The 24,181-nt window shown below is 59.0% G+C and carries 15 protein-coding genes; 6 read left to right on the top strand and 9 right to left on the bottom strand.

Features of this window, described 5'->3' with window-relative positions:
* Positions 1-26 precede the first annotated feature (26 nt).
* From CS919_RS04800 to CS919_RS04825, 6 genes are all read right to left on the bottom strand, one after another.
* Entirely contained in the window at positions 27-776 is a 750-nt protein-coding gene (locus CS919_RS04800) for a succinate dehydrogenase/fumarate reductase iron-sulfur subunit (RefSeq protein ID WP_099298368.1), read from the bottom strand.
* Entirely contained in the window at positions 776-2,809 is a 2,034-nt protein-coding gene (locus CS919_RS04805) for a fumarate reductase/succinate dehydrogenase flavoprotein subunit (protein WP_099298369.1), read from the bottom strand. Before CS919_RS04805 ends, CS919_RS04800 begins: the two co-directional genes overlap by 1 nt.
* Before the next feature lie 26 nt (positions 2,810-2,835).
* Complete coding sequence (locus CS919_RS04810) at positions 2,836-3,624, bottom strand: succinate dehydrogenase cytochrome b subunit (RefSeq protein WP_099298370.1); 789 nt, start codon at positions 3,622-3,624, stop codon at positions 2,836-2,838.
* Positions 3,625-3,876: 252 nt separating this feature from the next.
* Positions 3,877-6,513 (bottom strand): glycoside hydrolase family 65 protein, encoded by a 2,637-nt coding sequence (locus CS919_RS04815; RefSeq protein ID WP_099298371.1) that lies wholly within the window; start codon positions 6,511-6,513, stop codon positions 3,877-3,879.
* A gap of 76 nt (positions 6,514-6,589) precedes the next feature.
* On the bottom strand, positions 6,590-7,333 hold the full coding sequence (locus CS919_RS04820; RefSeq protein WP_234990821.1) for an HAD family hydrolase: 744 nt from the start codon (positions 7,331-7,333) through the stop codon (positions 6,590-6,592).
* Positions 7,334-7,591: 258 nt separating this feature from the next.
* A complete protein-coding gene (locus CS919_RS04825; protein ID WP_099298373.1) occupies positions 7,592-9,814 on the bottom strand; it encodes a malate synthase G in 2,223 nt (740 codons plus the stop codon).
* Positions 9,815-10,352: 538 nt separating this feature from the next.
* Between CS919_RS04825 and aceA the strand changes: the two genes are divergently transcribed.
* Both aceA and CS919_RS04835 read left to right on the top strand, forming a co-directional pair.
* Positions 10,353-11,648, top strand: a complete 1,296-nt coding sequence (aceA, locus tag CS919_RS04830; protein WP_099298374.1) for an isocitrate lyase — start codon at positions 10,353-10,355, stop codon at positions 11,646-11,648.
* 163 nt (positions 11,649-11,811) lie between these two features.
* Complete coding sequence (locus CS919_RS04835; protein ID WP_099298375.1) at positions 11,812-12,891, top strand: pirin family protein; 1,080 nt, start codon at positions 11,812-11,814, stop codon at positions 12,889-12,891.
* 12 nt (positions 12,892-12,903) lie between these two features.
* Here the strand turns inward: CS919_RS04835 and CS919_RS04840 are convergent, their stop codons facing one another.
* Positions 12,904-14,853, bottom strand: a complete 1,950-nt coding sequence (locus tag CS919_RS04840; protein ID WP_099298376.1) for an MMPL family transporter — start codon at positions 14,851-14,853, stop codon at positions 12,904-12,906.
* A 138-nt stretch (positions 14,854-14,991) separates the two neighbouring features.
* Here CS919_RS04840 and ramB point away from each other — a divergent pair, with 138 nt between their 5' ends.
* Positions 14,992-16,470, top strand: a complete 1,479-nt coding sequence (ramB, locus tag CS919_RS04845) for an acetate metabolism transcriptional regulator RamB (RefSeq protein WP_099298377.1) — start codon at positions 14,992-14,994, stop codon at positions 16,468-16,470.
* 87 nt (positions 16,471-16,557) lie between these two features.
* Here the strand turns inward: ramB and lpdA are convergent, their stop codons facing one another.
* Positions 16,558-17,982, bottom strand: coding sequence for a dihydrolipoyl dehydrogenase (lpdA, locus tag CS919_RS04850; protein WP_099298571.1), 1,425 nt, complete (start codon positions 17,980-17,982; stop codon positions 16,558-16,560).
* A gap of 690 nt (positions 17,983-18,672) precedes the next feature.
* Here lpdA and CS919_RS04860 point away from each other — a divergent pair.
* From CS919_RS04860 to CS919_RS04870, 3 genes are all read left to right on the top strand, one after another.
* Complete coding sequence (locus CS919_RS04860; protein WP_099298379.1) at positions 18,673-20,010, top strand: alpha/beta hydrolase; 1,338 nt, start codon at positions 18,673-18,675, stop codon at positions 20,008-20,010.
* Between the two features lie 115 nt (positions 20,011-20,125).
* Complete coding sequence (locus tag CS919_RS04865; RefSeq protein ID WP_099298380.1) at positions 20,126-21,667, top strand: M1 family metallopeptidase; 1,542 nt, start codon at positions 20,126-20,128, stop codon at positions 21,665-21,667.
* A gap of 25 nt (positions 21,668-21,692) precedes the next feature.
* Entirely contained in the window at positions 21,693-22,916 is a 1,224-nt protein-coding gene (locus CS919_RS04870; protein ID WP_099298381.1) for a polysaccharide biosynthesis protein, read from the top strand.
* Here the strand turns inward: CS919_RS04870 and CS919_RS04875 are convergent.
* Positions 22,913-24,121 carry an MFS transporter gene (locus tag CS919_RS04875; protein WP_370737747.1) on the bottom strand — a complete coding sequence of 403 codons (1,209 nt, stop codon included), beginning with the start codon at positions 24,119-24,121 and terminating at the stop codon, positions 22,913-22,915. The two genes, CS919_RS04870 and CS919_RS04875, sit on opposite strands and share 4 nt — an antisense overlap.
* Between the last annotated feature and the right edge of the window lie 60 nt (positions 24,122-24,181).

Consider the following 24,181-nt stretch of genomic DNA (forward strand, 5'->3'; position numbering starts at 1 on the left):
TACTTTCTAAACAGTATGACTAAATTCTAGTCATCTTTGCCACGGAAAGCGGCACGGGTGCGTTCCTTAGTGATGGCTGCCACAGCGGTCAGGGGGATGCCGGCAGGGCAGACATCCGCACACTCGCCGTACAGGGAGCAGGAGCCGAAGGTCTGCTCTGCCTCGTCGACCATCTTGCGGGCGCGGCGTCCACGCTCCTCGCGGCCCAGTGGGGACAGCGTGAGATGAACCAGCTTTGCACCGGTGAACAGATGAGAAGCGCCGTTAGGGCAGGCTGCCACACATGCGCCGCAGCCGATACATGCAGCGTGATCCAGAGCGCGCTCTGCATCGGAGTGGTTAACCAGCAGGGAATCAGCATCCGGTGCGGTACCAGCCGCAACGGTGATGAAGCCACCCTTTTCCATCACGCGATCCAGTGCGGAACGGTCCACGACCATGTCCTTGATCACTGGGTACGCAGCGGAGCGCAGTGGCTCCAGCTTGATGGTGTCGCCATCCTTGAAGGACAGCAGGCGCTGCTGACACGCAGGCTTGTTCTTGTCTGGGCCGTGGGGACGGTCATTGACCATCAGGCCACAGGTGCCACAGATGCCTTCGCGACAGTCGGATGCGAAAGCGAATGCTTCCTTGCCGTCCTCAACGAGGTTGTTGTTGACGTGATCCAACAGCTCCAGGATGGACATCTGCGGTTCAGCATCGTCAACATTGATGGATTCGAAGTGGCCTTCGGCGTGTGGGCCCGCCTGACGCCAGATTTCAAGATGCAGTTTCATTACTTGTAATTCCTTGTCATGAGCGGGATCTTGTCGAAGTACAGCGGCTCAGCGTGGCGGATGAACTTGTTTGGTCCATCTGGCTGCCATGCGGAGACGAAGCACCAGTTGTCATCGTCACGCTCTGCCTCGCCCTCTTCGGAGAGGTGATCGTCACGGTAGTGGGCACCACAGGACTCGTCGCGGTCCAGGGCGTCCACGCACATGAGCTCGCCCAGGTCCAGGTAGTCCGCAACGCGGGTTGCGTACTCTAGGGTCTGGTTCATGTAGTCCACGTCGCCTGGGATGTGAACGTTGGCCCAGAAGTCCTCGCGCAGGGCGCGGATCTTCTCGATGCCGTCCTTCATGTCCTCGACGTTACGAGACACACCACAGGAGAAGTACAGGATCTCGCCGAGCTGGCGGTGGTAGTACTCAGGTCCGTGTGGGTTATCGCCCTTGATGTTCATGATCTTGTCGAAGCGAGCACGTGCGCGCTGCAGTGCTTCCTGAGCCACTGGGGAGTCAGCCTCAGGGATGGACTCGCCTAGGCGTGGTGCCAGGTAGTTCGGGATCGTGAACGGCAGGGTGAACCAGCCTTCCACAGACGAGGACAGCAGCGAGTTTGCACCCAGGCGGTTTGCGCCGTGGTACATCCAGGAAGCTTCGCCGGAGCAGAACAGACCCTGGATGGAGGTCATCTCGTTGAAGTCCGTCCACAGGCCACCCATGGTGTAGTGGCAGGTAGGGGCGATACGCATTGGGGTCTCGTAAGCAGACTCACCAATGGCCTCTTCGTACATCTGAATGAGGTTGGAGTAGCGCTCACGGATGGTGTCCTTGCCCAGGCGCTCGATGGCGTCTCCCAGGTCCAGGTACACGGAGTTCTTCATTGGACCCACGCCGTAGCCAGCGTTGATCTGCTGCGCGTTTGCACGGGAAGCAATATCGCGAGGCACCAAGTTACCGAAGGCTGGGTAGCGACGCTCCAGGAAGTAGTCGCGCTCGTCCTCCGGAATGGAGTTCGGGTCGCGATCGTCATCCTTCTTCTTTGGGGTCCAGATGCGGCCATCGTTACGCAGCGACTCAGACATCAGGATCGTCTTGGACTGCCACGTGGAGTTCACGGGAAGGCCGGTTGGGTGGAACTGCACGAACGATGGGGATGCCATGAAAGCGCCCAGCTCGTATGCACGCATGAGAGCGGATGCATTGGAGTTCTTGGCCAGCGTGGACATGTGGTACACGTTGCCGTAACCGCCGGTGGCCAGCACAGTGGCGTGGCCGGTGTGAGCGGTGAGCTCGCCGGTGATCAGGTTGCGGGTGATAATGCCCTGGCACACGCCCTTGTCCACGATCAGATCAACCAGATCAGAGTGGGTGAAGATTTCCACGTTGCCTGCACCGATCTGACGGTACAGAGCAGAGGTGGTGGCCAGCTGCAGCTGCTGACCGGTTTGTCCACGGGTGTAGTAGGTACGGGAGACCTGCACACCACCGAAGGAACGGGTAGCCAAGGTGCCGCCGTACTCGCGAGAGAACGGTGCGCCCACAGCGTTCATGTGGTCGATGACCTTAGAAGATTCCATGGCCAAGCGCCAGCAGTCGTTTTCGCGGCAGCGGTAATCGCCACCCTTGACGGTGTCCTTCGCGTGCAGGTAGGTGGAGTCATTATCCAGCTTCTTGCCGCGGGAGGAGTTCACGCCACCCTGGGCAGCAATCGAGTGCGCACGACGAGGGGAATCGTGGTAGGTGAAGACCTTGACGTCGTAACCCAACTCACCGAGAGCCGCAGCTGCAGCACCGCCGGCCAGGCCGGTACCCACGATGAGGATGGTGAACTTGGAACGGTTCAGTGGAGACACCATTCCGAAGTGCTCCTTGGCGTACTGCCACTGCTGATCCTGGGATACAGCGTGTGGAGCATTGTCCTTCAGCACGGAGCCGATTGCCACGCCGGGCACGGCAGATTCCGGTGCGCTGAAAGCAGCCACTGCGTCATCGTAGTTGAAGTCCGCAGTCTGGTTGTGCGGATGATTGGTAATAGCGCTCATATCTTTATCTCCTTCAGACTCGCGGTTTAGTGGCTTGCGCCAGGAACGAATGGAACCTGATCAACCCAACCAAACATCACTGCGAGAGGGATGGAGATGTTGCCGACCATGATGATCGCAGGCAACAGGTAGGAGATCCAGAGGATGACCTGACGGGTACGGTGGCCCGTCACGCCGAGGTCAGAGGAGGCGGTCCAAATACCGTGGGACAGGTGCATGAACAGGATCACCATCGCGAGGATGTAGAAGATCGCCACGCCTGGACGGGAGAAGGACTCCACGAGGTTCTGGTAGGCGGCGTGCTGCCCATCCACTGCACCCTGGAACTCGCCAGCAGCAGCTGGAGAGACTCCCAGAGTCAGATCCAAGATGTGGAAGATGATGAACAGCAGCAGCACGATGCCGGTGACCGGCATGGTACGTGCGGTAAAGGTGTTCCAACCACCGACCATGTTCTTGCGCTTGAAGCGACCGCGGGACTGGTGAGAGCGTCCCACCAGCGCGAATGCGCACCAGACGTGGAGCACGAGGCTCAGCAGCAGGACAATTCGAGCAATCCACAACAGGGACTCATGTGGCAAAAGTGGGTAGCCGAATTCGCGGAGGAAATCAGCGTACGCGTTGAATGATTCAGCGCCGGCATAGATCTTCAGATTGCCGAGCATGTGAACGAGGACAAACAGGCCGAAGATGATGCCAGTCACGGCCATCGTCAGCTTCATTGCCCAGGTAGGGAAGCCGGGCTTCTTGCGCAGCGGCTTAGTACTAATCTTTCCGTGAGAAATTGCCTCACGGTCGTCATATTTAACAGTCATGGCACCTCCAGTGTCATCGCTACTTTAAGTGTTGGAGGGCATGGCTCACTAGTTCACTGAAGTTAACAATGGGCACATACACCCCGTTAAGGGGGAATTTTCCGGTCTCGTCACCAAAGTGTGAACCAGGTCACTTGACAAACGGCATTTACGCAATAGTCACGTTGCGAAAAAGACGCCCCGAAGGGCGTCTTTTCATACCTTTTATATGGGTATATATCTTCTTCGTCGATTACTGTTTCGACGCCAACCTCAGTCCTCTTCAAACAGCGCCGAGTATGCCCGCGCATCCTCCGCCAGTGCGCGATCGTGCGCCCGCGTCGAATCGGCAGAATCATCAGTCAGCACGGTATCTCCCTGAACAAAGACCGGCTCGCTGCCCACGGTAACGTCCTGGCCCATCACCCAGATCGGCCCCACGGTGCCCTCGCCGTCCGCAACCTTGAGCTCCACACCTTCTGGAGTCACCGTCACGTTCAAGCGATTGCCGCGCAAGGTCAGGTTGTACTCCAAGGATTCCCAACCCTCTGGCAACCGAGGACTGATGGAGAACTGCCCGTTGAAATCACGGAATCCACCAAAGCCGTACGTCAGAGCGGACCACACGCCACCGCACGATGCGATGTGTGTGCCGTCCTTCGCGTTGCCGTGCAGGTTAGCCAAATCCACAAACAGGCCACGGTAGAAGAAGTTCACGGCCTTCTCCCGGTAGCCCAGCTCTGCCGCCATGATGGACTGCACCACTGCAGACAGGGTGGAATCTCCCGTGGTCAGGCGATCGTAGTAGTCATAGTTCGCGCGCTTGTGCTCTGTACTGAAGGCCTGTCCCTGCAGGAACAGCGCAAGCACCACGTCTGCTTGCTTGACCACCTGGTACCGGTAGATGGTCAGCGGGTGATAATGCAGAAGCATTGGACGCTGTGGCCCCACCTCGGGATCATCCAGATCCCACACCTCGCGCTGCAAGAACTGATCATCCTGCGGATTCATCCCCAGCTGCTCATTGAAAGGGATGGCCATGCACTTGGCGGCCTTGCCCCACAGCTCCAGTTCCTTTTCCGTCAGCTCCGTCTGCTTCAGCAGATCGCGGTAGGCATCAGGACGGCTCACCTTCATCTGGTGCAACACCTGCGCGGCAATGCGCAGGTTATATTGCGCCATCACGTTGGTGTACAGGTTGTTGTTCACCACGGTGGTGTACTCATCCGGGCCGGTCACGGAGTGGATCTCAAAGCGATCCCCCGCCGCAGTGAAGAAGCCCAAGGACATCCAGAAGCGTGCAGTTCCCACCAAAATATGGATGCCCTGCTCCAGCAGGAAGTCCGTATCGCCCGTGGCATGCACGTACTTCATCAGCGCAAACGCGATATCGGCATCAATGTGATACTGCGCCGTGCCCGCCGCGTAATACGCACTGGACTCTTGCCCATTAATCGTGCGCCACGGGAACAGCACGCCATCGTGCGCCAGCTCTAGCGCGCGCTGCTTCGCCGCCGGCAACATGTCATAGCGGAAGCGCAGCGCGTTACGAGCAAACACCGGGTTGGTGTAGCTCAGGAACGGCAGCATATACACTTCCGTGTCCCAGAAGTAATGGCCACCGTAGCCGGCACCCGTCATTCCCTTGGCCGGAATTCCGCTGGTCTCCGCGCGAGCGGAGGCCTGGATCAGCTGGAACAGATTCCAGCGGACAGCTTGCTGAACAGCGGGCTTACCGCCAATCTTGACGTCGGAACGCTCCCAGAAACGCGCCAGCCACTCCGCCTGATTGATGGCCAGGTTGCGGAAGCCTACGGACTTGGCTCGGTTGATGGTGCGGGCGCAGCGGAAACCCAGCTCCTGCGGGGCCACGTGACGCGAAGAGTGGTAGCTAACGAACTTCTCCAGCCGCAACTTGAGACCCTTCTTGCCGTTGACGTGGTACGCCACGCTAGCCACGTCCTCCTCCACGCGGGTACTGACCTCCACGCCGGAATCCTCCGCAGATTCCGGATTAGACATATCCAGAACGTGATCCATGGACGCGGCCACGGTCATGCCAGAGTGGTTGATCTGAAAACCTAAGGTTGCGCGCTCCGGCTCCGGCTGCGACTGGTACTTCGGGATGAACACCCGCTCCACGAACTCCTCGCCACGGCGTGGATCGAAGCCTTCCTCCGCAGCCTCGCGAGCGTTGTTATCCGGGAACTCGCCCTCACCATCCTCGCGGTTGAGCAGCTGCGAGCTGATGACCACGGCAGCATCATCGTCCAGCAGCTCCACTTCCAAGCTCATGATCGCCAAGTGGCGCTCCTGGAAGCTGACCATGCGCTCAGACGTCACCCGCACATGCTTGCCGCTGGGCGTGCGCCAAACCATCTCGCGGCGCAGAATACCCTCGCGGAAATCCAAGCTGCGCCGGTAGTCCGTGACCTCGGCATTGCCCAAGCGCAGAGGCTCATCGTCAATGTAGAGGCGCATCGGCTTGCCGTCTGGCACGCTCACGATGCCCTGACCAGCACGGGCCAGGCCGTAGGCATCCTCGGCGTGCTGAATGTTCCACGTCTCGTGGACACCGTTAATAAACGTGCCGTGCTTGGAAGAATCCCGGCCTTCCTCCGGATTGCCGCGCATCCCTAGGTAGCCATTGGACAACGCGAAGAGCGTCTCCGAAACGCCCAGGTCCATCCGGTTAGGCTTGGTCTCGATGAACGCCCACTCGTCAATGGGGTTGTTCTCCCAGTCCATCTCCTCAAAAGGATTCACGTGGTGGTGCTTCTGATCCACCCGGAAATTCAGCTCCGCCAAGTTTTCCCCATCAATAGGACGATCCGGGCCGTCGAAATCGTTCTCTCTGCGCTGCTTCAGAAATTTCTCCAGCTGCGAGTGATTGGTGTTGCTCAGGGACATGGACGCACTCCTTCATACCGACGTGAAAAGTAAACAGTAAAGCGCGCAAGCCACAGCCCACGCGCTGGGTCAGGCTTTAACTCTGCAGCAAATCCCCAAGATCTCGGACCACCACGTCCGCGCCCGCATCCAGCAGCGCCTGCTCCCCCGCGCCCCGATCCACGCCGATGACCAGCCCAAAGTCACCCGCTCGTCCGCTGGCAACACCGCTGGTGGCATCTTCCAGAACCACCGCATCTTCCACACCCACGCCCAGCTGCTCAGCTGCATAAGCATAGGTATCCGGCGCAGGCTTGCCCGGCAGCTCCCGGTCATTAGCCACGATGCCGTCCACAATCAGCTCAAAGCGGTCCACCAAACCGGCCGCCTCCAGCACTGGGCGCGCGTTCTTCGAGGAACTCACAATAGCCATGCGCGGCACGTCCTCGCCCGCATCCTTGCGCGCCCGCCACTCGTCCAGTAGCGCCACCGAACCGGGATACGCCTCGACACCCTCAGAGACCAGCTTCAGGAAGTCCTCGTTCTTCCGTGCCCCCAGGCCATGGATCGTGTCCTTGTCCGCAGCATCCTCCGCGGTGCCTTCGTCCACGGTGATGTTGCGGCTTTCCAGCAGCGCGGCCACCCCTTCATCCCGACGCCGACCATCCAGGTAATCAAAGTAATCCTGCTCGGTATACGGCTCCGCACCCCGCTGCGCCAAGAAAGCACTAAACATCCTGCTCCACGCCTCACGGTGCAGCGCGGCGGTCGGAGTAATAACTCCGTCAAGATCAAACAGCAGCGCCCCGTAGCTAAACAGTGGCTTGTCGAGTTGTGGCACAGCGATCAGGTTCCTTCCCCAGAACGTTCGCGAATGAACGTTCGCGAGTAGACATTCGAAAGTGCAAAAACAACTGCGTCCCATACTAACGGGCCATAAGACATTCGGCTGCGCGCAAGAAAACGCGCAAGCTCTCAGCGCCCGCAGTCACACTGCAGGAGGAAAGCTTGCGCGTTGATAATCAGGAGGTTGGCGTCGGAAAAGAAACCACACTAACCCACCGAGGACCATTCAGGCCCTCACCGGAACAGCAACCGTTTAGGCGATGCCGTGCTTTTCCTTGAACTCGCGACGGCGAGCGTGCAGGATCGGCTCGGTGTAACCGGAAGGCTGCTCCTGACCCTTGAGGATAAGGTCCTTCGCGGCCTGGAAAGCAACGGACTCGTCGAAGTTTGGAGCCATGTTGCGGTAGGCAGCGTCGCCCTCGTTCTGACCGTCCACCTTGGCAGCCATGCGCTGCAGGGACTCGAGGATTTGCTCCTCTGTCACCACACCGTGCTTGAGCCAGTTGCTCAGCAGCTGGGAAGAAATGCGCAGGGTAGCGCGGTCTTCCATCAGGTCGATGTCATGGATATCAGGAACCTTGGAGCAACCCACGCCCTGCTCCACCCAGCGGACCACGTAGCCCAGGATGGACTGGCAGTTGTTGTCCAGCTCTTCCTTGATCTCTTCCGCAGACCAGGTGGCATTGCCCTCGCCGTTGGCAGGACCTGCAACTGGCAGGGTGAGGATCTTGCCCAAGGTGTCACGACGACCCTCGGTGCGCAGCTTCTCCTGCACCGCGAAGACGTCCACCTCGTGGTAGTGAGTAGCGTGCAGCGCAGCACCGGTTGGGGAAGGAACCCACGCGGTGGATGCGCCCTGCTTAGGCTGGCCGATCTTCTGCTCCAGCATCTCAGCCATCAGCTCGGTCATGGCCCACATGCCCTTACCGATCTGCGCCTTGCCAGGCAGGCCGTGTGCCAGGCCGGCATCCACGTTGTTGTCCTCGTAGGCGAGCATCCACTCGGACTGCTTCATCTCGCCCTTGCGGATCATTGGGCCCGCAACCATGGAGGTGTGGATCTCGTCGCCAGTGCGGTCCAGGAAGCCGGTGTTAATGAACGCCAGGCGATCCTTCACCTGGGCGATGCAGGCATCCAGGTTGGCGGAGGTACGGCGCTCCTCGTCCATCACACCCACCTTCAGGGTGTAGCGAGGCAGATCCAGCAGGTCCTCGATAGCGGCGAACAGATCGTTGGTGTACGCCACCTCTTCTGGGCCGTGCTGCTTTGGCTTCACGATGTAGATGGAGCCCTGGCGGGAGTTGCGCAGGTCATTGTCCTTATCGATGCCAGGGATGGCACATGCAGCGGTGATGACACCGTCCATGATTCCCTCGAAGACCTCTTCGCCATCCTTGTCCAGGATCGCTGGGTTCTGCATCAGGTGACCCACATTGCGGACGAACAGCAGGGAGCGGCCGTGCAGGCGCAGCTCGGAGCCATCGCGACCGGCGTAGGTGCGGTCTGGGTTGAGGGTACGAGTGAAGGACTTGTCGCCCTTTTCGATCTTCTCGGACAACTCGCCGGTGTTCAGGCCCAGCCAGTTGCGGTAGCCCAGGGTCTTGTCGGTGGCATCCACGGCTGCCACGGAATCCTCGAAGTCCATGATGGAGGAAACTGCTGCTTCCACCACGATGTCCTTCACGCCAGCCTTATCGGTGCTGCCAACTGGGGACTCTGGATCAATCTGAATGTCCAGGTACAGGCCGTTGTTGCGCAGCAGGATGCTGGTTGGGTTTTCCTTGTCACCGGCGTAACCAACGTAAACGTCTGGCTCCTGCAGGCGGACTTCGTTGCCATCGATCGTGGCGGTGAACTGGCCGGATGCGATGGAGTATTCGGTGACGTCCTTGTGGGAGCCGGACTCGAGTGGCACGGCGCGGTCCAGGAACTCACGGCTCCACTCGATGACCTTGTCGCCGCGGACCTTGTTGTAACCCTTGCCCTTTTCCTGGCCGTTCTCCTCGGAGATGGCGTTGGTGCCGTAGAGGGCATCGTAGAGGGAACCCCAACGTGCGTTAGCAGCGTTCAGAGCAAAACGTGCATTCAGGATGGGCACCACGAGCTGTGGGCCAGCGGTGCGGGAGATCTCGGTGTCAATGTTCTCAGTAGAGATCTCGAAATCGCCGGGCTCTTCTGCGAGGTAGCCAATTTCCTTCAGGAAGCTGGTGTACTCCTCGGCGTTCTGCTCGCCCTTGTGGGAGCTGTACCACTCGTCCAGCTTGGACTGGAGTTCATCGCGCTTGTTCAGCAGTTCGCGGTTGCGGGGGGTAAATTCCTCGACGATCTTGCCGAAGCCGTCCCAGAAAGCCTTCTGCTGCTCTTCGCTTTCCTTACCAATACGGGAGAGCACTTCGCTATTGACGAAGTTGTACAAAACCTCGGAAACCTGCAGGTTGCCGGCCTGTACGCGTTGCGTAGCTTGGGGTTCAGTCATTACTACACCTCTATCTTTCGGATGAGTACTTATGTCTCCACCCTAGGTGACGGCTGTCACGGTTGGGATAATTCTTCCCCCTGCCCCACTCTTGGCACCCCCGCCTCGGGGAAGTTTCGGAAATGTTGCGGTGCGGTTACCTCTATGTCTTTCTATTTTCGACGCCAAACACCACCCCTTCAGCTTTCGCAAAATCCCCAGCTTGGCACGCAACGGGTGGATAGTAAGACTTGAACAGCACCGGAATGCAATGTTTAAAACTTCGCAAACTTTGCAAATTGGGTAGGCACCCCCACACATAATTTGAACCGTATGCAGCATTGACGTGGATTTTTACCTTGGTATCTTGGGGATTAGCGACATGGGCACACCTTTCACCGATGCGCCGCCACTGTCCGCGAAATCCTTAGCGGTTTCGCACACAGTTGGATGAGAGCGAACACTCGGGAGTCACGGTTGCCGCAGGTCGTGCACGTTCAGAGCAGCTACGCACTGGAACACCAAGCACAATTTCCACTTTAAGGAAGTGAACTACCAGATGACTAACACTGGCAAGCCACGTACCGCAGCAGAAATCCAGAAGGATTGGGACGAGAACCCACGCTGGGCTAACATCACGCGCGATTACACCGCACAGCAGGTTGAAGACCTTCAGGGCACCGTCGTCGAGGAGCACACCCTCGCACGTCGTGGCGCTGAGATCCTCTGGGACGAGGTCACCAAGGGCGGCGATTACTACATCAACTCCCTGGGCGCCCTCACCGGTAACCAGGCTGTTCAGCAGGTCCGCGCTGGCCTGAAGGCTGTTTACCTGTCCGGTTGGCAGGTTGCAGGTGATGCAAACCTCTCCGGTCACACCTACCCAGACCAGTCCCTGTACCCAGCTAACTCCGTTCCTTCCGTGGTTCAGCGCATCAACAACGCTCTGATGCGTGCTGATGAGATCGCTCACGTTGAGGGCGACACCTCTGTTGACAACTGGCTCGTGCCAATCGTTGCCGACGGCGAAGCTGGCTTCGGCGGCGCGCTGAACGTTTACGAGCTGCAGAAGGCCATGATCAAGGCCGGCGTTGCAGGTTCTCACTGGGAGGACCAACTCGCTTCTGAGAAGAAGTGTGGACACCTTGGTGGCAAGGTGCTGATCCCTACCCAGCAGCACATCCGCACCCTGAACTCTGCTCGCCTGGCAGCAGACGTTGCTAACACCCCAACCCTGGTTATCGCTCGTACCGATGCCGAGGCTGCTACCCTGCTGACCTCCGACGTTGACGATCGCGACAAGCCATTCCTGACCGGCGGCCGTACCGCTGAGGGCTTCTACAACGTGCAGAACGGCATCGAGCCTTGTATCGCACGTGCGAAGGCTTACGCTCCTTACGCTGACCTGATCTGGATGGAGACCGGTACTCCTGACCTGGAGCTGGCTAAGAAGTTCGCTGAGTCTGTTCGCTCCGAGTTCCCAGACCAGATGCTGGCCTACAACTGCTCCCCTTCCTTCAACTGGTCTGCACACCTGGACGATGACACCATCGCCAAGTTCCAGAACGAGTTGGGCGCAATGGGCTTCAAGTTCCAGTTCATCACCTTGGCTGGCTTCCACACCCTGAACTACTCCATGTTCGATCTGGCTCACGGCTACGCCCGCAACCAGATGTCCGCATTCGTGGACCTGCAGAACCGCGAGTTCAAGGCTGCCGAAGAGCGCGGCTTCACCGCTGTGAAGCACCAGCGCGAGGTTGGCGCTGGCTACTTCGACCGCGTTGCTACCACCGTGGATCCAAACTCCTCCACCACTGCTCTGAAGGGCTCTACCGAGGAGGGCCAGTTCCACTAAGCCTCTGATTATCTCGGTTGATTCTCTTCACTGAGGAAACACGCCAGATAGCAGCAGGTTCATAGCGAACTGTGCACACGAGGCAGGACGGGCTTTCTAGCCCGTCCTGCCTTTTCATATCTGTAGGTGACATGCCACTGACGCTCACGGCTATGATTGCCGCATGAGCAATACGGATGCCCACCCTTCGGAGATACTGTGCCGCGGAGGTGGCTGCGCAGATGCGACCAGTGCTGCAGCTGGCTACGTTCCCGTGGAAATCATCACCGCTCGGGACGTTCCACTCGGTGGTCCGCGCGCGATGAACGTCCGCCGCACGCTGCCCCAGCGCAAGCGATCCCTCATCGGCGCCTGGTGCTTCGCTGATCACTACGGCCCGGATGATGTCTCACGCACCGGCGGGATGGATGTTGCCCCGCACCCGCACACTGGCTTGCAGACGGTCAGCTGGCTGTTCGAAGGTTCCATCGCCCATATCGATTCGGGTGGAAATTCCGGCACGGTTCTACCCGGCGAGGTCAATCTCATGACCGCGGGAGCGGGCATCTGCCACTCCGAGACTTCCACGAAGGACGTCTCCACCCTGCACGGAGTCCAGCTCTGGGTCGCGCTGCCGGAGAGCGCGCGTTCCACTGCTCCCCGCTCATTCGAGCACTACACCCCGCCCGTCACTGACCTCGACGGCGGATCGGCCGTGGTGTTCCTCGGCGATCTTGCTGGTAGCCACAGCCCGGTGGAGACCTTCACCCCACTGCTCGGCGCCGAGCTCCGCATCGATCCGCATGCAGAAATCACTGTGAATGTGCAGGAGTCCTTCGAGCACGGTCTCCTTGTCGACGCAGGCAGCGTCACCCTCGAAGGAATCTCTATCCCTCAGGCTGGAATCGGCTACACGGGCGTGGGCGCGCACACGCTGCACATCCGCAATGATTCCGATGATCCTGCGCGAGCCATTCTGCTCGGCGGCGAACCTTTCGCGGAGGACATCGTGATCTGGTGGAACTTCGTGGGCCGGTCCAGCGAGGAAATCGCTGAATACCGCGAGCAGTGGCAGCAACGCACGGAGCGCTTTGGGCAGGTCGAAGGCTATGTGGGCCACGGTGGGCCGGACCAGAACGCCGATGGCATGAGCTGGCTTCCCGCACCTCGCCTGCCCAATGGAATCATCAAGGCGCGGAAGAATCCGTCACCAGAAGCGCGCCCCGATCTGCCTGAAGCTGGCAGTAGCTCCTCCCTGCGCTAACACAATCCACGGCTAAGTAGAGTGGCCATTGATCTCGGATGGCCACCAGAATTTTTCTCCCAGCAACTGCACCACTGCCGGTATCAGCAAGGTGCGCACGATCAAAGTGTCCAGTAGCACGCCGATGAAGATAACGATCCCGACCTGAGCCAGAACCACCAGTGGAAGTACTCCCAACGCTGCAAAAACTGCGGCGAGAAGTATTCCTGCCGAGGTAATGACACCTCCTGTGGCCGATAGTGCGTTGAGAACTCCGTTCCTCGTGCCGTGCTGCGTGGCTTCTTCTCTGGTTCGAGTGATGAGGAAGATCGTGTAATCAATTCCCAAGGCCACAAGAAAGACAAAGGCATAGAGTGGCGTGGTATCAGCGAAAGCCTCAAAGCAAAAGATGTAGGTGGAAATCCACCAGCCCAGGCCCAATGCTGCCACGTTGGTCAACAACACAGTGGCAACCATGATCAGTGGTGCGAGGAAGCTGCGTAGAACAATCACCAAAGCGATGAAAACCAAGAGAAGCACTGTGGGGAAGATCAACAGACGGTCGTCGGCAGAGGATTGCTCTTGATCATGCAGCTGCGCATCTTGGCCACCCACGCGAGCTTCCGAATAATTCGATTCGGCGATGAGTTCTCTCAGTTCAGCGGTACCAAAGCCAGAAACATTGAGAACTTCCCACTCTCCGACCGGATCCGCTGCTTGAACCACAGCTCCCTTTGCTCCAAGAGCCGCCGTTAACCCTTCGGAATCATGGGTAATCACCTTGGCCGGCGTGGCATCTTGTCCAGGAAACTTTTCCGCCAGGCGATCTGCGGCAGATATCGATTCTGGCGTATCGATGAATTGATCAGATTGGGTTAGCCCGGTTGAGATGCCCATGGCTCCCGCACACGCAGTTCCCAAAATGATCATGGCAGCCACTACTACAGCCACAGGGCGCTTTTTAACGAACTTCCCCACCGAATCCCACATGCGGTGATCTGTTGCTTCACCCACCGTCGGCTTCTTCGGCCAGAAAATCCATCGGCCGCACAGCACCAAAAAACCGGGGAGTACTAGCGCACCAAACACCAGCGCAATGATGATGCCCACCACAGATGCCAAGCCCAATCCGCGGGTGGTGGGCACGGCGGAGAGCAGGAGGCATGAGACGCCGACAAGTACCGTAACCGCAGACATCGTCACTGCTTTTGCAGTGGGAGTCCATGCAGCGGCCATAGCCTCGAAGCAAGATGTGTGACGATGCAACTCGTCGCGGTATCGCGAAATCAGCAAAAGCGCGTAATTGGTTCCCGCTCCGAATACCAATACCGAGAGAATTCCGGAAACTGACTCATTCCACGGCACTCCAACTGCAGAGAGCACCCAGGTGAACACGATTTGGGCCAGACGATCCGCGATCGCGATAACCACCAGAGGAACGACCCACAAGATGGGAGAGCGGTACGTAACAATCAGAAGCACCGCGATGATCGCGGCTGTCACACTCAGCAGGAGAAAGTTCGCCCCGGAGAAAACGTCCACCAGATCTGCAGAAACTGCCGCAGGCCCAGTTACAAACGTCTCCACCCCCTCCGGCGCATTCGCAGCGAGCTCAGTCCGCACATCGAAAACTCTTTGTGCCCCCTCTTGTGCACCTTCATCTGGGACTTCAAAAGGAATGATGGCGGCAGTGGAATCATCGTTGGGAATAAGCGGCCCACCTAGATCCATAGCTAACCCCTGCAATTTCCCCAGATCAAGCACCTTGCCCGACGCGGAATCCAACAGTGCAATGGCAGTCTGGGCATCGTCTCCGGGACGTTGCTCAAGGACTTCCGCAACAAACTTGGAGTCCGTTGCATCCGGAAGGCTGGTAGTTGACGATTGCGGCTGTTCCATTGCGCCGATGCCCATGGCCAAGCCAGCCAAGACAACAAGCACAAGTGCGACCCACCGAGGCGACTTGATCGATGAAACGGTCATAGCAACTCTCCTCTGTACGCGGATTCCCAATCTTGCTTCGGCGAAATACATCCCACTCTAGGTGCCCGAAATACCTGGCAAATTCTCTCACAGAGATTCGGTTACGCAAGTGCCCCACCTAAAGATACTGTTAGCTTCATGAGCTCCGAGCATCCTGACACTGACCGCACCTTCGTGGGGTCTCGTCTACGACAGCTGCGAAAGGAACGGGATATCTCCCAGGCGCAGCTCGCTCAGACCCTGCACCTTTCGGCCAGCTACGTCAATCAGATCGAGCACGACGTGCGACCCCTGACCGTCAAAGTCTTGGAGCGCATCACCGAGGCTTTCGGCGTAGACGCCACCTTCTTCGCCGCAGAAGACTCCACTCGCCTGCTCGCGGAGCTGCAAGACGTGGTCATGGACCGAGAAATCTGTCCCGCCCCGCTCGACGTGGTGGAGCTGGCATCCTTGGTGCGCAACCACCCGTCAGTCGCTCGCGCCATGGTGGACATGCACTCGCGCTACCGCAACGTCTCGGACAAACTCACGCTGGCTACAGAGGAACGCATCCAGGGTTCTGCAGTGATGTCCATTACCCCGCGTGGCGAGCTGTTCGGCCGAGCCTCTGGCCCCGAGGTATTCAGCATGCCGCACGAGGAGGTCCGCGATTATTTCTATTCGCGCCAGAATTACGTCGACGTCCTAGACGTGCAGGCCGAGAAACTCTCACACACCCTCCAGCTGGGCAATCATCAGATCCGTCACACGGAGGACATCCTCGCCAACCGCCTGCAAAGCGAACACAGCATCCCCGTGGTTTACTCTCCTAATTTGGGCGATACTCAGCACACCTTCGACCAGCAGACGCGCAAGATCTACGTGTCCTCGAAGATGCGCCCCGGTCAGATCGCATTCCGCCTCGCCACGGAACTGGCCTACCTCGAAGCCGGGGACACCATCTCCTCGCTCGTAGAACTTGGCCACTTCACGTCAGAGAGCTCGCAGGCACTAGCTTCCCGCGGCCTCGCCACCTACTGGGCTGCAGCACTGCTGCTGCCCTACGGCATGTTCCACGCCTCAGCAGAAGAATCCCGCTATGACCTCGAATTCCTCATGCGCGACTACGGCGTGGGCTACGAAACGGTCTGCCACCGCCTGTCCACCCTCCAGCGCCCCAGCCTGCGCGGCATTCCCTGGACATTCGTGCGCGTGGACCGCGCAGGCAACATGTCCAAGCGACAATCCGCCTCCGGTCTGCACCTATCCCACTCCGGCGGTACATGCCCGCTGTGGAACGTCTACGAGACCTTCTCCTACCCCGGCAAGATCATGCGGCAGATGGCGCAGATGCCAGATGGCCGCAGCTATCTCTGGATCGCGCGCACCGTCAACCACCACCGCTCCGCGTGGGGCCAGCCCGGCAAGATGTTCGCCATCGGACTGGGCTGCGAGCTGAAGCACGCCTCCCGCACCGTCTACGCAGACGGCCTCGACCTCGCAGATCCCAGCGCCGCCACCCCAATCGGATCCGGTTGCCGCATGTGTCCTAGAGACAACTGCCCCCAGCGAGCATTCCCGCCGATCCACCGCCCCATCACCGTGGACGCACATAGCTCAACGGTGTCGCCTTACTAGTCCGCGCTGAGGTTGGCGTCGAAAAGAAAAAGAAACCGGACCCACCTACCACGATAAGCAGATAGACCCGGCCTAGCACCGCGAAGGCTATAGGTTGATCATGTGACCTTCGATGCCCTCTGCGGCTTCCTTCATTGCCTCGGACAGCGTGGGGTGCGTGTGCACGTTGCGGCCGATCTCACCGGCGGTGAGGTCGAAGCGCTGCGCGAGAGTCAGCTCTGGGAGCAGCTCGGAGACATCAGGTCCCACGAGGTGTCCGCCGATGAGCTCGCCGTACTCCGCATCCGCGATGAGCTTCACGAAGCCCACACCGTGACCCAAGCCAGCAGCCTTGCCGTTGGCAGAGAATGGGAAGGAAGAGACCTTGATCTTGCGGCCTTCCTCGTCTGCCTTCTTCTTGGCCTGCTCCTCGGTGTAACCGAAGGATGCCACCTGCGGGGAGCAGAACGTTGCGCGAGGCATGTTCATGTAATCGCCCAACAGTTGAGTGTCCGCACCAGCCATGACCTCGGCAGCAACCACGCCCTGCGCCTCGGCCACGTGGGCCAGCTGCAACTTGGCGGTGACATCGCCGATAGCGTAGATGCCATCAACGTTAGTCCGCATGTGGTCATCGATATCGATGGCGCCGCGCTCGGTGAGCTTCACGCCCGTGTTCTCCAGGCCAAAGCCCTCCACGCGAGGGGCAAAGCCGATGGACACCATCACGCGGTCAGCCTTGAGGGTTTCGGACTTCTCGCCGTCCGCAGACTCAATGTCTACCTCAACGCCCTTACCCTCGCCGTTGTCGCGGACCTCAGTGGTCTTGTAACCGGTCTTGAGCTTCACGCCCAGCTTCTTGTACTGCTTGGCGATCTCCTTGGAGACGTCCTTGTCCTCGTTAGGCAGAACACGATCCATGAACTCGACGATAGTGATATCTACGCCGAAGTTAGCCAGCACGTAGGCAAACTCCATGCCAATGGCACCGGCGCCAATGATCACCATGGAATCTGGCTTATCGGCATTTAGGATCTGCTCTTCATAAGACACGATGTTTCCGCCCAGTTCCACACCAGGAATGGAGCGGACCACGGAACCGGTAGCGACGATGCAATTATCAAAGGTGATCGTCTTGCCAGCATCGTCACCATCGGAAACCTCAATGGTCTTGGCATCCTTGAAGGATCCCTTGCCATTGATCTCCTGAATCTTGTTCTTCTTCATCAGGTAGTGGACGCCCTTGACGATGCCGTCCGAAACCTTGCGGGAGCGCTGGTGAGCCACACCATAGTCCATGGAGATGTTGTCACCCGTGATGCCAAAGGTCTTGGCCTCACGAGTGATGGTGTGAGACAGCTCCGCGTTACGAATCAGTGCCTTAGAGGGGATACAACCAACGTTGAGGCACACACCACCCCAGTATTGCTTTTCGATAACGGCGGTTTTCAGGCCCAGCTGGGAGGCACGAATTGCCGCCACATATCCGCCGGGTCCTGCTCCGAGTACTACTAGATCATAATGTTCAGCCACGATGCCCAAGGATACGCGCCTAGAACATGACTGTCTCCCCACCCATAAACAAGTAGGTGGGGAGACAGGGGGACTACACAGTTAAGGTGGCGCTCTCCTAGGGCATCAACCCTGGAGAGCCGCTTGGGGACTACCCCAAGAAGGGCTGAATCAGCGCCAGAGTATGGACGAAGATTCCGCTTCCGAGGGCCTTAAAATCCCTGGTGAGACTAGAGAAGGAATCGGTTGAGATGAGGAACTCTTCATTAAGGAAGGACTCAGGCAGGCTGTTGATCAGTGAGGCCATGGTTTTCTCCAGTGAAGGGCGAATCAACAGAGAAGAAAGTGAGAATGCTTTCTCGATCAGCTGAACAAACAAACAAAGAAAACTGATAGAAAAGCAACAATCGCTCATATTTTGGCAGACTTTCCTGTGTTGCGCACCTCCAACGCATAAGGAATTTTTCCACCGCAACCAGGCTTTGCGGGTGACGTTGAGCGAGCTGACAGTTTCTTGCCAACTTGCCTTACTTTTTCCCTACGGACACTGTAATGTCCCATTTTGTTATGGCCTTATTCCCGCCAGCAGCTTGAGACAAGGGGCAGTCGCCTTCGGTTGAGAGCTTCGTTTTGGCGAGAGTGGCCGTTTACTTTCCATCGAAGATGCACCACGCGTGTTGATTCGGTTTACATCTTTCCAAAGGTTCTGAAATGAAGCGCACCATCTTCCGCGCCACTGCCGCAGCCATGGCGGTACTGGCACCCGTGACCGCCACTACTCTTGTCGCTCCAGCCGCGCAGGCCGCGGATGCCGTCGCGCTTCTAGAGGTCAAGGCAACATCCGTCACCTACCAGAACGGTGCGGGTGAGGATGTCACGTACACGGATTACACCGGTGCTACGCCGAACCAGCCAGCCACCAAGACTCAGTGGCGCTCCATCATCCAGGATTACAACCGCGCTGGCTATGACAACGTGCGCGAGGTGTGGGCATGGTCTGAGGCCATGCAGCGCAACATTCCTCTGGTTCTGATCCAGCCTCTGGCCAAGGAGAAGCGCACGAACGCTCCTACCCTGTACCTCATGAACGGCGCTGACGGCGGCGAAGGCCGCGCAAACTGGTTGGCACAGACGGACGTTATCGAGTTCTGGGGCGGCAACGAGGGCAAGCGCCCGGACCAGAAGAAGTCTCGCAACAACCCCAACGGCCCACTGACCTCCCCAGGCATCGGCGCCAACATCGTCATTCCTATGGCTGGCGCGTTCTCCTACTACACGGACTGGAACAGCGAAGTTCCTGCACTGCAGGGTGACGGACAGGGTCCTCAGAAGTGGGAGACCTTCATGACCAAGGAACTGCCTGCTGCAATGGAGGGCTTCCAGCAGAATGGCGCCACCATCGCTAGCGATGTCAAGGCAGTTGCCGGCATGTCCATGACCGGCACCACCTCCCTGCTCTACGCAGAGCACAACCCTGGCATGTACAACGCTGTGGGCTCTTTCTCCGGCTGTGCAGAGACCATCAGCCCAATGGGCTCCACCTTCGTCAACGTCACGCTCAACCGCGGCGGCGCGAACATCGATCAGATGTGGGGTGGACTGAACACGGACACCGCTCGCTACAACGATGCGCTGCTGAACGCAGAGAAGCTGCGCGGACAGCAGAACGTCTACGTATCCAACGGCACCGGACTGGCCGGTCGCCATGACCTGCCGAGCTCCCCTCGCGTCAACGGCAACCTGTCCGCTTCCGGCCAGGTCATCGTTGAAGGCGGCATCATCGAGGGCGCTACCAACGCATGTACCCACAACTTGGCTAACCACACCAACCAGTTGGGTATCAACACCATCAACTACAACTTCCGCCCACAAGGCACCCACCAGTGGGGCTACTGGCAGGATGACACCCGCGACTTCTGGAATGACCTGGTCACCGGCCTGGGCACCGGCGCAGTGCAGCCGGACAGCGCTAACGATCCGTACCACTACGTCAACGGCGGCTCCGGCTCTTCCGCAGATCTGCCTGACTTCGCTCCGCTGAGCAACTAAACGCACAGCAACTAGAAGCTGAGCAACTTACTCAACACTTTCCATGACAAAGGGGAATAACCGCCAATTGGCAGGTTATTCCCCTTTGCTTATGCCCAGCTAGTAGGGTGCTTGTGTGAGTAAATCAAGGCCGTTGCGCAGTACCCCGATCGATGGAGCTCGCGACCCGTACACGGGCGTGGACTACAACTTGGGATTCCATATCCACTCGTATGACTTGGATCTGGATTACAACGCCGGCCCCAACCACCTCAATGCCACCGCCGTGCTGGCCATTGAGAACTACCGCGAGCTAAAGACTCTGACCGTGGATCTGGCCAGCAGCCTGCGCGTATCTCGCGTGGCCCTGACCGGGCACGGACAAGCTTCCACCCAGCCCGAACTGCTGGAAATCCGCCGCTACCGCCACAGTGGCAACAAGCTGCACGTGACCTTCGTCAACGAGCTTCCTGCGGATCTAGTCTTCGATCTGACCGTGAAGTACTCCGGCAATCCCCGTCCTCTGCGCTCCCCATGGGGCGAAGTGGGATGGGAAGAAACGGACGAAGGCGCCCTCGTCGCTGGCCAACCCAATGGCGCTCCCAGCTGGTTCCCCTGCGATGACACTCCGGATGAAAAGGCTCGTTACCGCACCCGCATCACCACGCATCGCGATGTCACCGCCGTGGCCACGGGCGATCTAGTCAGCGAAAAGGCGTCAGGCGTCAAGATCACACGCGAGTTCGTGGTGGACTACCCCATGTCCACTTATCTGGCAGCGGTCTACATCGGCCCTTTTACGCACGAGGATCTCCGCCCCGCCACCGTGGGTCGTAAGGAGGTTCCGGTGGGCGCTTGGTTGCCTTCGGGAACCCCGGAGGCAAAGCAGGTTCGCGAGCGTTTCCACCATGATTTCCGCGCGCAGTCGGAGATGGTCGAGGCCTACAGCCAGATGTTCGGCGCCTATCCCTTCCCCGCCTACGAGGTGGTGGTGACCTCCGAGGAGATGGAAATCCCTCTGGAGGCCCAGGCCATGAGCATGTTCGGTTGCAACCACGCGGATGGCAACGGCACGTGGGAGCGGTTGATCGCCCACGAGCTGTCCCACCAGTGGTTCGGCAACTCTGTGGGCCTGGTGGAATGGCGCGATATTTGGCTCAACGAAGGCTTTGCTTGTTATGCGGAATGGCTCTGGTTTGAGCATTCGCAGCAGATCCCGGCGGCCCATCACGCGTGGGTGCACTATCGCAAGCTGCTGCAGAAGCCGCAGGATCTCCTGCTCGCGGACCCTGGCACTGCGGCTATGTTCGATGACCGCGTGTACAAGCGCGGCGCGTTGACGGTGCATGCGTTGCGCATGATGCTGGGCGATAAGGCCTTCTTCCCTCTGGTCGAGCGCTGGACCACCGAGCACAAGATGGGCTTGGTGGAAACGCGCGATCTGGAGAATCTGGTGGCCAGCGTGCTCGTGGAGCATCGTTTGTGTGCCTCCGCCGAGGAGGCCTCAGAGCGTACGAGTGCTTTCTTCGACGCCTGGCTCCGGGCCTATGAACTCCCCGATTTCCCGCTGCCTTCCCCCGACGTGCAGACCAACGGTTCTGCCGAAGCTGCGCCTCTGAATCTCACCGACGCTGACTTTGCCGCTCTCCCCGCGGGTACCAGCGTGGATGACGAGTAGCACCTCGTAGTACACCACTTTTGCCATGCGCTCTTTGACCTTTGCCACGATCGCCGTTGCCCTCGCAGGCTATGCGGTGATTTTGGTGGCGGCTCGGGGGCTCTCAGCCTCTGACTATGAAGCGTTCATGGTCTATTGGGGTCTGTTCTTCGCGGTAACGGGGCTGCTGGACGGCTTGCTTCAAGAAACCGCGCGAGCCGTCACGGCGCAGCGGACGAACCCCACAAGCCATAAGCGGATTCACGCGATTCCTTTTCGTCTGACGTCCGTTTTTGCACTCGTCACCGGCCTGCTCGCCGCTGCTTCCGCACCGTGGTGGGCTCCCGTGGTCAGCCCGGACTTAGAGGTATGGGGCGCTGTCCTGTTTGTGTTGGGGCTGGTGGCCTATGCCTTCCAGGCCACCGTGTGTGGGCTGATTTCCGCCGCGCACAAGTGGTCCACGTTCGCGTGGCTGATCACCATTGACTCGGTGATCCGCCTGGCTCTGGCCGTCTGGGCATGGATGGTGGGATGGGAACTGCTGGCGTTCCTCATCGTTACGGTGATCGGCGCGCTCACGTGGCTGGCCATTCTTTTCGTCTCGCCCGCCACCCGTTCTTTGCTTTCTGATCGTGCCGACGTCACTGCTGGCTCTTTTATTAATCGCAGCCTCAAGGCCATGATCGCCAGCGGGGCCAACGCGATGATCATCACCGGTTTCCCGGTGTTGCTGAAGTTCACTGCGGGCGCGGACATCGCCGCTGGGGCTTTGGCCGCAACCATCACTGCGGTCACGCTGACTCGTGCACCGATCCTGGTGCCGATGCAACGCTTCCAACCAGCACTGATTGTGCACTTCACGAAGAACCGCGATCGAGTGGTTCGTGCAGCTACGCTTCCGATGTTGGCTGTGGTGGCTATCGCGCTTATTGGTGGCGTGGCCGCATACCTGGTGGGCCAGCCTCTGATGAACCTGTTCTTCCCCGCAGATCTGGTGGTATCCCCTGGGGCCCTGGCGATTCTGACTGTGGCATCAGGCTCTACTGCCCTGCTAATGATCAGCGGTTCGGCGGCTCTGTCCTCGGACAAGCACACGCTTTACGTCATGGGCTGGATCGTGGCCACGTGCGCCACCGTGGCTCTGTTGACCGTGAATGGTTCACCAGAGGTGCGCTCAGCACTGGGCTTGGGTATTGGACCCTTGATCGGTGCGGCGGTGCAGATGAGCGTGTTGTGGGCGAGTGGGCGTCGGAAAGAAAACCACATCTAGGCGCTGGGAGCCGGCAGGAAACGGCGAGAAAACACCGTGACCACCACCAAAGAAATGACGGCCATCACCGCGCCGAATCCCAACATCATCGGGTACGTGAACCACTCGTTGAGGCGAGTGAGAATCATCGGAAAGAAAAAGCCGAGGTAGGTCACCGCGTAGTAGACGGCGGTTAGTCCACCGAGGTCATTGGGACCGGCAATGCGCTGCACCTCGCCGAGACAAGAAACCATGCACATACCAAAGCCCAGGCCCAGAATCAGCGAGCTCAGCACGACCTTCCACATGACCACATCGGTGGCGGTCCACGTGGCCAACGTCATGCCCACGATGGTCAGAACCAAGCCCACCTGTTGGCCCTTGGCGCTGTACGCATTGTCCAGCAGATGATTGAACTGCTGGATCGTAAAGCCCAGCATGAGGGCCACGGCCGTGACGATCGCGGAAAACGCAATGGGGAAGCTGACATCGTCCTGCACCAAGCTCGGCATGATGGCGTAAGACACTCCCGCACAACCGAAGACCCACGGCGCGGCAGGAATCACTGCCAACAGGAAACGCGGATTCTTTACGCTCGGGATGCGCAGATCGCTCCAGAAAGAGCCCTTGACCCGCAGATGCGCGGACTGGCGAGTCTCCGGCACGGTCAGCATGCCAATCACCGCCGCCACCGAAACCAGTGCGTGGACCACATAGGGAATCTGGCCAGGATGTGGGCCCCATTCCGCCAGCAACCCGGCTATCAGTGCACCTAAGGCGAAGCCGCCAGTCATGGACATGGTGGAGCGCTTGGCACCCGAACCTTCCTGGACAGAAGAATCAAAAGCCGGCGTGGACAACTCCTTGATCCAGGAGCCACCAGCAGTCATGGCCATGCCGATAGAAATGCCTGAAAGCACGCGACCCGCGAAAATCAACGGCTCGCTGGCCTCACCCAGGGCGATCAGCACGCTAGCAAGCAAACCCACGATGGGCGCGGGCAGCATGACCACCTTGCGCCCATAACGGTCCGAGAGCGGCCCGGCCAGCAGCAGGGATACCGCGATGCCCACGGCGTAGGAAGCCAACAACGAATCGACGAACACCGGAGAGAACGTGGACTCTCCACGGTAGAACACCATCATGGGAGTGAACTCGTTGCCGCCCCAGGCAACGGCCACCACGGCAAAGGCAACTAGCTTCCAGGAATTGTCCACTCTAGGCATGAGGGACATAGTAGTCCTTTGCCACGACATGCAATCTAGACAGTATTAAGTTTCTATAGC

Origin of the sequence: Corynebacterium dentalis, from assembly GCF_900232865.1 — a bacterium.
Taxonomy (GTDB): Bacteria; Actinomycetota; Actinomycetes; order Mycobacteriales; family Mycobacteriaceae; genus Corynebacterium; species Corynebacterium dentalis.